Annotated in this window: 7 protein-coding genes; 4 read left to right on the forward strand and 3 right to left on the reverse strand. The window is 70.5% G+C overall.

Features of this window, described 5'->3' with window-relative positions; genetic code table 11:
• Positions 1-200 precede the first annotated feature (200 nt).
• Entirely contained in the window at positions 201-2,369 is a 2,169-nt protein-coding gene (locus LH62_RS06710; protein ID WP_052213809.1) for a TonB-dependent siderophore receptor, read from the forward strand.
• Between the two features lie 90 nt (positions 2,370-2,459).
• Here LH62_RS06710 and LH62_RS06715 read toward each other — a convergent pair whose 3' ends face one another.
• Together LH62_RS06715 and LH62_RS06720 are read right to left on the reverse strand one after the other, a co-directional pair.
• Positions 2,460-4,148, reverse strand: a complete 1,689-nt coding sequence (locus tag LH62_RS06715; RefSeq protein WP_052213811.1) for a N,N-dimethylformamidase beta subunit family domain-containing protein — start codon at positions 4,146-4,148, stop codon at positions 2,460-2,462.
• A gap of 4 nt (positions 4,149-4,152) precedes the next feature.
• Positions 4,153-5,751 (reverse strand): ABC transporter substrate-binding protein, encoded by a 1,599-nt coding sequence (locus LH62_RS06720; RefSeq protein ID WP_043360112.1) that lies wholly within the window; start codon positions 5,749-5,751, stop codon positions 4,153-4,155.
• Positions 5,752-5,995: 244 nt separating this feature from the next.
• Between LH62_RS06720 and LH62_RS06725 the strand changes: the two genes are divergently transcribed.
• From LH62_RS06725 to LH62_RS06735, 3 genes are read left to right on the forward strand one after another with little or no spacing between them, the layout of a single operon-like run.
• Entirely contained in the window at positions 5,996-6,874 is an 879-nt protein-coding gene (locus tag LH62_RS06725; RefSeq protein ID WP_052213814.1) for a tripartite tricarboxylate transporter substrate binding protein, read from the forward strand.
• Positions 6,875-6,877: 3 nt separating this feature from the next.
• The gene (locus LH62_RS06730) at positions 6,878-8,905 is read left to right on the forward strand and encodes a hydantoinase/oxoprolinase family protein (protein WP_043360117.1); all 2,028 of its coding nucleotides are present in this window, start codon (positions 6,878-6,880) and stop codon (positions 8,903-8,905) included.
• Positions 8,902-10,533: a hydantoinase B/oxoprolinase family protein gene (locus LH62_RS06735; protein ID WP_043360120.1), complete on the forward strand. Its 1,632-nt coding sequence runs from the start codon at positions 8,902-8,904 to the stop codon at positions 10,531-10,533. The genes LH62_RS06730 and LH62_RS06735 overlap by 4 nt, the downstream gene beginning before the upstream one ends.
• A 131-nt stretch (positions 10,534-10,664) precedes the next feature.
• On the opposite strand, the gene LH62_RS06740 is transcribed toward LH62_RS06735, so the two are convergent.
• Positions 10,665-12,221 (reverse strand): ABC transporter substrate-binding protein, encoded by a 1,557-nt coding sequence (locus LH62_RS06740; protein ID WP_043360122.1) that lies wholly within the window; start codon positions 12,219-12,221, stop codon positions 10,665-10,667.
• Positions 12,222-12,283: the final 62 nt, after the last annotated feature.

Here is a 12,283-nt window from a genome sequence, read left to right on the forward strand (position 1 = left end):
CAGCCCTGGTCGTGGTGGGCAAGCCTGCCGCTGGGGTGGGGTCACGGCAAGGCCCGGCGCTCCGGCTCACGCGTGCGTGCGTGCCGCTCCGCCCGCCAGATCGCCGCCCTCAGGGGACTTGCTGATATTGAGAATCAATTGCAATTGCGATGACAGGGTGCCCGCCGGGGGCTGCCCGGAGTGCCTTCGTCGGAACCGCCATGACCGCTGCCCCTTTGCCTGACCGCACCAGGCTGGTCTCCCTCCTGGCGACCAGCCTCGCCCTCGCCGCTCCCATGGCCCGGGCGCAGACCTCCCAGCCGGCGCCGGACGGAGCCTTGGCCATGCCCGAATTGCGCATCGAAGGCACGAGGGAGACCGCGACGGGACCCGTCCAGGGCATTTCCGCCGAGCGAAGCGCCAGCGCCACCAAGACCGACACGCCGCTGATCCTGACGCCGCAAAACGTCACCGTCGTCACCCGCGAGCAGATCGACCTGCAGAACTCGCGCAACCTGGGCGAAGTGCTGGGCTACACCGCGAGCGGCCAGGGCATCCTTTCCGATTTCCGCGGGGAATACGGCACTGTCCGTGGCTTCACCCCCGATATCTACCTCGACGGGCTCCGCGTGCCGGTGCCGGTCACGGCGCACAGCTTCCGCATCGAGCCCTGGGGGATGGAGCGCGTGGAGCTGCTGCGGGGCGCCAATTCGGGCCTCTACGGGCAGGGCAATCTCGGCGGCATCATCAACAGCGTCAGCAAGGCCCCCTATCCTGGCCAAGTCAACCAGATGGCCATCCAGGGCGGCAGCTTCGGCCGCATCCAGGGGATGTTCGATGTCGGCGGCGCCATCGGCGAGGGCAACTCCCTGCTCTGGCGCTTCAACGGCCTGGTCCGCGATGCCGACACCTATGTGGAGGGCGGCCGCGACAACCGCATCTACCTCGCCCCGTCCCTGACCTGGCGACCGACAGGCGACACCACCATCACCCTCCTCGCCAGCTACATGCGGGACGATGCCGGCATCACCGGCCAATGGCTGCCCGCCTTCGGCACCGCGCTCTACAACCGCAACGGCACCATCCCGCGCGACCGCGCCACCGGCGAGCCGGGCTGGGACCGCTACCACCGCTCGCAATACGGCCTCGGGGCGCGGATCGAGCACAGGCTGAACCAGGACTGGACGCTGCGGTCCAACCTTCGCGGCACCTATCACGAGTTGGATTACGCCTCCATCTACGGCAACGGCTTCAGCCCGGCGAACCAGCAGCGCAGCATCGCCCGCGTCGCCTCCTACCAGAACCCGACCTACCGGACCTTCGCCATCGACAACCAGGCCGAGGGCCGCGTGGTCACCGGCCCGCTGGAACACACGCTGCTCTTCGGCCTGGACTACCGCGTGCAGGGGCTGCATGCGCGCACCTATTCGGCGGCGGCCGGCGCGCTCGACGTCTTCGCCCCGCGCTACGGCTACCGGCCGGGGGTGCTGCCGCTCACCGCCTCCAACAACCAAACCATGCAGCAGATTGGCCTCTACCTCCAGGATCAGATACGGCTGGACCGCTGGTACCTGACCCTGACCGGCCGGCAGGACTTCGCCGACACCGCCACGCGCAACAACCGCACCAATGCCAATACCAGCCAGCGTGATGCGCATTTCACCGGCCGCGCCGCGCTGCTCTACGCCTTCGACTTCGGCCTCTCGCCCTATTTCAGCTATGCCACCTCCTTCCTGCCCAATATCGGCACGCTCTCGCCGGCCCGTGGCAGCGGCACCTTCGCGCCCACCACCGGCGAGCAGTTCGAAGCCGGAATCAAGTACCAGCCGCCCGGCCGGTCGAGCCTCTACTCCGCCACGCTGTTCCAGCTGACGCAGCAGAACGTGCTGACCGCCGACCCGGCGAACACGACCTTCTCGATCCAGACCGGTGAGGTGCGGGTGCGGGGGCTGGAGCTGGAGGCGCGCCTCGCCCTGACCCCGGCGCTCAACATCCTTGCCGCCTGGACCGCGCAGGACCCGGAAGTGACGAAGACCACCACCGGCAATCTCGGCATGCGCCCGGCCGCGATCCCGGCCCATACCGGCGCGCTCTGGGCGGATTACAGCTTCGGCGTCACGGAGGAGCTGCGCATCACCCTCGGCGGCGGCATGCGCTACATCGGCAACACGCTCGGCAACGGCGCCCCTGCGGCGAGCTCGCCGCAATTCCACGTCCCGAGCTTCACCCTGTTCGATGCAGTGGCGCGGGCGGATTGGCGGCAATGGCGGCTGGCGGTCAACGCCGTCAACCTCACCGACGAGACCCCCGTCAGTGCATGCTACACCTACAACTCGTGCAGCTACGGTGCGGGCCGCGCGGTCTACGCCACGCTGAGCTACCGCTGGTAAGCGCGCCGCGGCACCTGTGGCGCTGCCGAGGCCCTGCTCGCGGCGGCGCTGCCTGGCCTGCCTCGCCCCGGGGCGATGCGCCGCCCCCGTCTATGCTCCCTGCCCGTCCGGCAGCGCCGCCGCCTTGAACCGGTGGAGGACGTTGCGGGTGACCTGCTGCGTATAGGCGCAGCTCCGCTTGAGCCCCATGACCCATTCGCAGCTGGCGGCAGTCAGCACCTCGCCCTTGCCGCGCCGCATGGACACCATCATGCCCGAGCCATGGTAGGACTTCGCCAGCGTCTCCTCATCGGCGACGCCGTGGATCATCTCCGCCTTCTCGTACCAGTCATGCGCGCCGACATAGGCGCGGAGCGTGTAGCCCTCGAGCGGCGCCTCGCCCATCACCGCCGGCGTCATGGCGAGGATCTCGACGCTGTCGGGCGTGCCGTCCATGCCCGTCGGATAGGGCAGGCCGTCGCGGAAGGTGTAGTCCACGCCGTCCACCTCGTAGCCGAAGATGCGGGCCTCGGCGCCGAAGATGTCGCCATAGCTGAGGTCGGTGTTGGCGAAGACCCAATGCTCCGGCCGGTAGACGGTGAAGCCGCGGCTGCCGCGCGGGGTGAAGCGTCCCCAATTCGCATAGGTGCCGCCGAGCCCGTTGACCCCGACCGTGGTGGCGCCGGGCCAGCGCACGTGCCGGTCCTCCCAGGCACTGGTGAGGCGCGCATCGTCGCCGGTGGCGCGGATGGGGTCCATCCTGTGGGCATTGCTCTTGTAGCAGACCTGCCGCCTGCCCTCCTCCTCCAGCCGGACCTGCCAGGTGAAATTCGCGCCGAACCGGGCGAAATGGCCGCCCCTGTCCACATAGCTCTCGATCGCCAGGCGCATCTCCCGCGTCCAGTACTCGTCATGGCCGACGACGACGACGCAGGCATAGCCGTCCAGCAGCTCCGGGCGCAGGTGCAGGTCGGTCTGGGTGATGGTGTCGAGCGCATAGCCCTCGCGTTCGGCCCAGACGGCGAAGTGCCGGTCGTACTGCGCCCAGCCGGTCGCAGCGTAGTAGTAGCTGAAGCCGTTGGCGTAGGACCATTCCTTGAAGTCATAGCGCAGCGGCATCATCGGTTCGGGGACGGTCGCGCAGATGCGCGGCGCATTCTCCGGCAGCTTAACCATGCCGCGGGTCCAGGGCCGCTGCAGGCTCAGCAGCGGCGACATCGCGTTGCGCTCCGGGCCGTGGCTGCCGCCATAGTGGTTGGCGCCACCCCAGTCGTTGTAGGCAGTGTAGGTGCAGGTCGGCAGCAGGTGCAGCACCCGCCCCGGATGCGCGCCGAGGGCGGGCCGCACGACGAAGAAGTGGTGCTGCACGAAGCGCCCGCCCTGCCGCCGCGCGACGCTGGACTCGACCAGGTAGAAACCCGAGGGCAGGTCGGCCGGCAGCGTCCAGTTGTGCAGCACCGGCCAGTCGCAGCCCTTCTCGTAGGCCCCCTCCGGCATCGGCGTTGCCTGGCCCGGCAGGCCGTCCTCGCGGTACACGGTGGTAGGGTTCAACCCGTCGCGCACCACCTCGAGCCGCCACTCCGCCGCATTGGTGCTGCCGTGGAACCGTACCGTCTCGCCCGGCGCGTAGGAGATGGCGTCGGTATAGAGGTGGATCTCGTGCCAGTCCGGGTCGCCGCGCGGCGCCTCGAAGGGCCGCATCTCCTGCCAGTGATGGTCGCCCGAGGTCGGGTAGATCCGCTTGGGCCCGACATTGACGGTGCTGTCCGGCCGAGCGGTGGGGTCGTCGTAGAGCGGCATGGGGTCAGGACTTCTGCAGGTTGAAGAACAGCGGGAAGCCTTCGATCAGGCCGGTGACGTTGCTGCGGAAGGCGGTGGGCGGCGTGTAGGCACCGGTCGGCAGGTAGGGGACGTCCTCGAAGGCCTGGAGCTGGATCTGCTCGGTGATGCGCTTCTGCTCGGCAAGACCATCGGCGGCGAGGAATTGCTCGCGCAGCGCCTCGATCTTCGGCAGGTCGGGCCAGCCGGAGGTGCCGGCCCGGCCGGGTCCGCGCACATAGGATTGCGTCGCCGGGTTCAGCGCGATGATGCCGGGGATATAGTTGCACCAGGCGCTCCAGCCGCCCTTGTCGAGCCCGTCGCGGTTGTTCATCACCCGGCTGGCGACCGAGCCCCAGTCGGAGGCCTGGTAGTCGAGGTTGATGCCGACCCGGCGGAACATGTCGCCGGCGATCTCGCTCATGGAGTTCAGCGCGACGAGGTCGGTCGGAACGGACAGCACCACCTTCTCGCCCTTGTAGCCGGCCGCCTGGAGGTTGCGCTTGACCTTCTCGTAGTCCGGCGCGCCCGCCATCGTCTCCAGCCCCGCCTCGCTCGCCAGTTGCGTCCCGGGCAGGAAGAAGCCGCAGCGGTCGTTCCAGAGCGAGCGGTCGTCGCCCATCACAGCCGTCATGTAGTCGGTCTGATTGATGGCAGGCAGGAAGGCGCGGCGGATCGCCGGATTGTCGAAGGGAGGCTGCAGGTGATTGAAGCGGATCATGCCCATCAGCCCGGCCTTGTCCTTCACCGCCACCGTCACGCCCCGGGCGCGCTTGAGCAGCGGCAGCAGGTCGGCCGTGGGCTGTTCCCACCAATCCACTTCGCCCCGTTGGAGGGCGGCGCCGGCGGTCGCGGCATCGGGGATGGTGTGCCACTCCACGCGGTCGACGCGGGCGACCTTGCCGCCGGCGAGGAAGCTCACCGGCTCGTTGCGCGGCTTGTAGCCATCGAACCGCTCGTAGACCGCGCGCGAGCCCGCCATGCGCTCGTTCGCCACCCAGCGGAACGGGCCGCTGCCGACGATTTCCGTCACCTGCGTCGAGGTCGGGTTGCGGGCGAAGCGCTCCTGCATCACCGGGCAGTAGGAGGAGGGCTTGGCCAGCGCCGTGGCGAGCAGCGGGAAGGGCCGCTTCAGCTTCACCAGGAAAACGCGGTCCGAGACGACGACCATCTCATCGGTGATGGCGCGGATGTTCTGGCCGAGCACATCCGCCTTCGTCCAGCGGTCGATGCTGGCGACGGCGTCGCGCGCCAGGATCGGCGTGCCGTCATGGAAGGTGGGGCCCTCGCGCAGGGTGATGCGCCAGGTGCGGCCGCCATCCTCGATGACATGGCCCTCGACCAGCTGCGGCTGCGCGACATAGTTGGCGTCGAGGCCGTAGAGCTGGTCATAGACCATCATGCCATGGTTGCGCGTCACCAGCGCCGTGTTGAACACCGGGTCGAGCAGCGTCAGGTCCGACTGCGGCACGAAGCGCAGCACGGAGGTCGCGCCCGGCGTCCCCTGCGCGCGCAGCACGCCGGGCCGCGCCAATGCCAGGGACGAAGCACCGGCCGCCAGGGCCATGAGATCACGACGCTTCATGCTGCACCTCCGCCTTGCGCGGCGAGTGTGGAACATAAATCGCGGCTTGGCCAAACCGGCGGGCATTGCCCACCGCTTGGGCAGGTGCAGCCTGTGGTGTAGCCAGGCCCCTGGGCTTTGCGCCGGCACGGGTTGTGCTAGCCTCCATCGGGCAGCGATGGAGCATGCGATGCGGCAGGGGGTTCGGCGCAGAGCCATCATCGCGGCGGGTCTTGCTTTGCCAGCCCGGGCGGAGAGCTATCCCGTGCGGCCGATCCGCATGGTCGTCCCCTTCCCGCCCGGCGGCGGCGTCGACCTCACCGCGCGCCTGCTGGCGGAGCCGTTGCAGCGGGAGCTCGGCCAGACCATCGTCATCGAGAACCGCGGCGGCGCGGGCGGCGTCATCGGCGTGGAGGCGATGTCGCGGGCATCGGCGGATGGCTACACCCTCTCCCTCACCGGCGCGGGCACGACGACGGCCGGGCCACATCTGCGCACGCTGCCCTATGACGCGATGGGCCTCGCGCATGTCACGCGGCTGGTGCGCATGCCCTTCATCCTCGCCGTGCGCAACGCCCTGCCGGCGAGAACACTCGTCGAGTTCATGGCGCTCGGCCGCCGCGGTGAGATCCGCTGGGCCTCGGGCGGCATCGGCACCAGCCAGCACCTAGCTGGCGAGCTGTTCAAGCAGATGTCGGGCCTCGCCATGGTGCATGTTCCTTATCGCGGCACCGGCCCGGCGCTGAATGACCTCGCCGCCGGCATCGTCGATGCCTATTTCGGCGACCCGGCGACGCTGACGCTCATCAAGGGCGGGCAGGCGCGGGCGATGGCCGTCACCTCGCCCGGACGCTGGCCGCTGCTGCCGGAGACGCCGGCCGCGGCCGAAGCGGTGCCGGGCTACGAGGCGGAGAACTGGTACGGCCTCGCGGCACCGCCCGGCACGCCGCAGCCGGTGCTCGACACGCTCTTGGCGGCAATCCGCAATGTGCTGGCCGATCCGGCGGTGGCGGCGAGGTTCGATGCGGCGGGGCTGCATCCGGCGCCCTTGTCCATCGCCGAGTACCGCGCCTTCCTGGCGCGCGACACCGAAACCTGGGGCCGCGTCGTCAAGTCTGGCAACATCCGCGTGGATGGCAATTAGCCCATGCTGAGACTGGCAGTCGATATCGGCGGCACCTTCACCGACCTGGTGCTGGAAGAGGACGGGCAGTCCTGGTCCACCAAGCTGCTCACCACCCCGGCGGCGCCGGAGCAGGCGGTGCTGGAGGGCACGCGGCGCATCCTGGCGCTGGCCGAGCGGCAGCCGGCGCAGCTCGGCCTCGTCGTCCACGGCACGACGCTCGCCACCAATGCGCTGATCGAGCGCAAGGGCGCCCGCACGGCGCTGGTGACGACCGAGGGCTTCCGCGATTCGATCGAGATCGCCTGGGAGCATCGCTTCGAGCAGTACGACATCCACATGGAGCGGCCGGAGCCGCTGGTCCCCCGCCCCTGGCGGCGCGGCGTGCCGGAGCGCATCGCCGCCGACGGCGCCGTGCTGAAGCCGCTTGACGAGGCCGCGCTTCGTGCCGTCGCTGCCGACTTCCGCCGCGACGGCATCGAGGCCGTGGCCGTCTGCTTCCTCCATAGCTTCACGCATGAGGCGCATGAGCGCCGGGCGGGCGAGATCCTGGCGGAAGAGCTGCCGGGCGTCGCCCTGTCGCTGTCCTGCGAGGTGGCGCCCGAGATCCGCGAATACGAGCGCGCCTCCACCACCATCGCCAATGCCTATGTGCAGCCGCTGATGGCCGGCTATCTCGGCCGGCTGGAGAGCGGGCTGCGCGAGGCCGGCATCGCCGCGCCGCTGCTGCTGATGATGTCTTCGGGCGGCGTCACCACCGTCGAGACGGCGCGGCGCTATCCCGTGCGCCTGGTCGAGAGCGGGCCGGCGGGTGGCGCCATCCTGGCGCAGGCCGTCGCCGCCGAATGCGGGCTCGACCGTGCCGTTGCCTTCGACATGGGCGGCACGACGGCGAAGCTGACGCTGCTCGACGGGCTGGAGCTGCAGCGCTCGCGCCAGTTCGAGGTGGCGCGGGCCTATCGCTTCGTGCAGGGCAGCGGCATCCCGGTCCGCATCCCGGTGATCGAGCTGGTCGAGATCGGCGCTGGGGGCGGCTCTATCGCGCGGCGGGATGCGCTGGGGCGCATCCAGGTCGGGCCCGACAGCGCCGGCAGCGTCCCCGGCCCCGCCTGCTACGGCAATGGCGGCACCGAGCCGACGGTGACGGATGCCGATGCCGCGCTCGGCCGGCTCGACCCGGCACGCTTCGCCGGCGGCAGCATCCCGCTGCATCTCGACCGCGCTGCGGCGGCGCTGGCCGGGCTCGGCGAGGATGCCGCGGCGGGCGTCGCCGAGATCGTGGACGAGACCATGGCGAGCGCCGCTCGCGTCCACGCCGTGGAGAACGGCAAGGACACCGCCGAGCGCACGCTGATCGCCTTCGGCGGCGCGGCGCCGCTGCATGCGGCACGATTGGCGCGGAAGCTCGGCATGGCGCGCGTCGTGGTGCCGGTCGGCGCCGGCGTCGGCTCGGCACATGGCTTCCTGCGGGCGCCGATCGCCTATGAGGTGGTGCGCACCCGGCACATGCGGCTCGATGCGCTGGATGCCGGGGTGCTGGAGGCGCTGTTCGCCGCCATGCGGGCGGAGGCGGAGGCGGTGGTCCGCCTCGGCGCGCCGGGGGAGGCGCTGGTCGAGACGCGCACCGGCTTCATGCGCTATCGCGGCCAGGGGCATGAGATCGCGGTGCCGATCACAACACTCGACGCCGCAGCGCTGCGGGCGGGCTTCGATGCCGCCTATGCCGCGCTGTTCGGCCGGACCATCCCGCGGCTGGAGGTGGAGGCGCTGACCTGGACCCTGGCACTGGCGACCAGCCGCCCCCTGCCCTCGCCCGCCGCCGAGCCGCCGTCGCGCCCGGCCCCGGCGCCTGCCGCATGGCGGATGGTGCTCGACCCGGCAACCGGGCTGCGCGAGGAGGCGGCGCTGCATGAGCGGGCGGCGCTGGCCCCTGGCATGGCACTCGAAGGCCCGGCGCTGGTCGTCGAGGATGCCACCACCACCGTGGTGCCGCGCGGCGCCACCGTCCACGTCAACGCCCTCGGGCAGCTCGTGCTGGAGATCGCGTCATGAGGGACATCCGTCTCCAGGTGATGTGGAACCGCCTGCTCTCGGTCGTCGAGGAGCAGGCCAGGGCGCTGGTCCGCACCGCCTTCTCCACCAGCGCTCGGGAGGCGGGCGACATCTCGGCCGGCGTCTTCGACCTGGAGGGGCGGATGCTCGCCCAGGCCGTCACGGGGACGCCGGGGCATGTCAACTCCATGGCTCGCAGCGTCGTCCACTTCCTCCACGAATTCCCCGCCGACACGATGAGGCCGGGCGACCACTTCATCACCAACGACCCGTGGAAGGGCACCGGCCACCTCTACGACATCGTCATCACCTCGCCCGCCTTCCATGACGGGAAGCTGGTCGCGCTCTTCTCCTGCACCACGCATGTGGTCGATATCGGCGGGCTCGGGCAGTCGCCGGACGGGCGGCAGGTCTATCACGAGGGGCTGTTCATCCCGCTGCTGCCGCTGGTGCGGGGGGGCGTCTGGGACGAGAGCCTGCTGCGCATGGTTCGCGCCAATGTCCGCGAGGCGGTGCAGGTGGAGGGCGACATCCATGCCCTCGTCGCCTGCAACCTGATCGGCGAGCGGCGGCTCTCCGCGATGATGGCGGAGCATGGCATCGCCGATCTCGACGAACTGGGGACGCATATCATCGAACGGTCGCAGGCCGGGATGGAGGCGGCGATCCGCGCCCTGCCGCAGGGCAGCTGGGACGGGCACATGCGGATCGACGGCTATGACGCACCGATCGACCTGCGCGCCCGCGTCACCATCGCGGGCGACCATGTGGCGGTGGACTATGCCGGGACCTCCGGCGCCTCGGCCTACGGGATCAACTGCCCGATCTGCTACACCGAGGCCTACACCGCCTTCGGGGTGAAGTGCATCGCCGCCCCCACCATCCCCAACAATGCCGGCACGCTGGACGCGGTGCGGGTGACGGCGCCGGAGGGCAGCATCGTCAATGCGCTGCATCCGGCGGCGGTGAACGCGCGCTCCACCATCGGCCACATGCTGCCCGACGTGGTCTACGGCGCGCTGCACCAGTGCATCCCCGGGCGGGTGCCGGCGGAGGGGACGAGCAATCTCTGGAACCTCAAGCTCGGCGCCGGGCATGGCATCACCGGCCCCACCGGCCAGCCCTTCATGGTGACCACCTTCCATTCCGGCGGCGCGGGCGCGCGGCCGCGGCAGGACGGGCTCTCGGCCACGCCTTTCCCCTCGGGCGTGCGGAACGTGCCGGTGGAGATCACCGAGACCGTCGCGCCGGTGGTGGTCTGGACCAAGGAGCTGCGGCCGGACAGCGGCGGGGCGGGGCGGCAGCGCGGCGGCCTCGGCCAGGTGATGGAGGTGGAGCACCGGCATGGCGCGCCCTTCGGCATCTTCGCCACCTTCGAGCGGGTGCACTACCCGGCGCGCGGGCGCGAGGGCGGGCAGCCGGGGGCGGCGGGGCGGCTCTCGCTGGCCGATGGCACGGTGCTGAAGGGCAAGGGCTTCCAGGTGATCCCGGCAGGCGGGCGGCTGGTGGTGGAGATGCCGGGCGGCGGCGGCTACGGCCCGCCGGAGGAGCGGAACCCGGCGGCGGCGGCGCGGGACGCCGAGGCGGGGCTGGTCGCTAAGCCATTGATGCAGCTTTCGGACAAATAGGCAGGCGGGTATGCCCGGGGCCTTTCGAGGCGGCCTGGCGGGCGGCTGGGGCATGGCGGCTCCCTGGGTGAGTGGCCGCGTAGCGTAACAAAATGGTCCGCCATAAGGAAGCTTATTTTCCTATCGACTCCTCACACCTCGACGTTCCAGAACATCGGGAAGCTTGACTGCGGCAGGTTGCGCAGCCGGTTGCGGTAGCCGGCCGGGATGGTGAACTGGCCCCAGCTCACCGCCGGCGTCAGCTCATAGGCGACGCCCTGGATCTGCTCCGCCAGTGTCCGCCGCGCTGCGAGGTCGGGGGCGCGGGCGAAGGCCTGCAGCAACGGCGGGATGCGCGCGTCGCAGCTCCAGCCCGTGTAGTCGGCGCAGGTGCTGGCGATGTAGAAATGCGTCAGCGGCGAGATCATGTCGATGCCGTTGGCATAGACCGAGAAGAGGCTCCACCCCTCCTTCCGCACCCGCCGGGCGAGCACCGTGCCCCAGTCCATCACCTGCTGCTCCACGGTGAAGCCCACGGCGCGCAGGTTCTGCGCCAGCACCATGGAGGCGGTCTGGCTGATGCTCGACTGCACCTCCAGCATCACCACCGGCTGGCCGCCATAGCGGGTGCGGGCCAGCGCGGCGCGGGCCTTCTCCAGCGAGAAGTCGAGCGCCTCCGCCCCGGTGCGGCTCTCATAGGGGCTGTCGCACATGAAGACGCTGCCGCAGCGCTGCACGGCAAAGCGCCCCGGCACGCCGATCGCCTGCAGCACCGCCGGCTGGTCCACCAGATGCCAGAGGACGCGGCGCACCTCGGGATCGTCGAAGGGTGGGGCGGCATGGTTCAGGCGGAAATTGCCCTGGAACATGTGCAGCCCGCCGAGGCCCATCAGCGTGATGCCGCGCGCCCGCTCCAGCCGGGGCAGCAGGTCGAAGGGCAGGTATTGCTGGTAGTCGATCTCGCCGGCCATCAGCGCGGTGGCCGCCGTCGCCTGGTCTGGCAGGACGTGCAGCGCCAGCTGGTCGATCTTCACCGCCTTGCCGCCGGCGAGGAAGCTGGCGGGCTCCGGGCGCGGCCGGTAGCCGTCGAAGCGTTCCAGCACCATGCTGCTGCCGGGCTTCCAGAGATCGGTGCGGAAGGTGAAGGGGCCGCTGCCGACGATCTCGGTGATGCGGGTGTCGCCCGGGATGCGCGCCAGCCGCTCCGGCAGGATGAAGGGCACCGGCGCGTTCGGCTTGCCCAGCACCTCCAGCACCAGGGGGAAGGGCTCGCGCAGCGTCAGCACCAGGGTCGCGGCATCGGCCGCCTCGAATTGCGCGCCGGCGGCGAGCAGCAGCCGGCCCATGGCGTCGCGCGGTGCCCAGCGCTGGAGCGAGAGGGCGCAGTCCCGCGCGGTGACCGGCGCGCCGTCATGGAAGCGGAGGCCGTCGCGCAGGGTAAAGCGCCAGGTCAGGCCGTCGGATGAGCTTTCATGGCGGTCCACCATCTGCGGGCGGATGGCGCCGCTGTCGTCCATGGCGAAGAGCGTGTCGAAGACGTGGTAGCCGAAGGTGCGGCTGATGGCGGCAGTGGTGAAATGCGGGTCGAGGATCACCGCCTCGGATTCCAGCACCACGTTGAGCGTGGTGGCGGCGCGCGCCGGGCGAGGCCGGGCCAGCGCCGCGGCGCCGCCCGCGAGCAGGAGGTTGCGCCTGGTGGAAGGCTGCATGGACCGCTCCTCGTTTCCCTGGCGGGCAGCTTAGGCATGGCGGACGGGTGCCGTCACCCGCG

This window comes from Belnapia sp. F-4-1 (assembly GCF_000802185.1).
In the GTDB taxonomy this organism is placed as follows: Bacteria; Pseudomonadota; Alphaproteobacteria; order Acetobacterales; family Acetobacteraceae; genus Belnapia.

Coding starts and splice junctions, on each gene's coding strand:
- LH62_RS06710 (WP_052213809.1), top strand. CDS start 201: ATGACCGCTGCCCCTTTGCCTGACCGCACCAGGCTGGTCTCCCTCCTG.
- LH62_RS06715 (WP_052213811.1), bottom strand. CDS start 4,148: ATGCCGCTCTACGACGACCCCACCGCTCGGCCGGACAGCACCGTCAAT.
- LH62_RS06720 (WP_043360112.1), bottom strand. CDS start 5,751: ATGAAGCGTCGTGATCTCATGGCCCTGGCGGCCGGTGCTTCGTCCCTG.
- LH62_RS06730 (WP_043360117.1), top strand. CDS start 6,878: ATGCTGAGACTGGCAGTCGATATCGGCGGCACCTTCACCGACCTGGTG.
- LH62_RS06735 (WP_043360120.1), top strand. CDS start 8,902: ATGAGGGACATCCGTCTCCAGGTGATGTGGAACCGCCTGCTCTCGGTC.
- LH62_RS06740 (WP_043360122.1), bottom strand. CDS start 12,221: ATGCAGCCTTCCACCAGGCGCAACCTCCTGCTCGCGGGCGGCGCCGCG.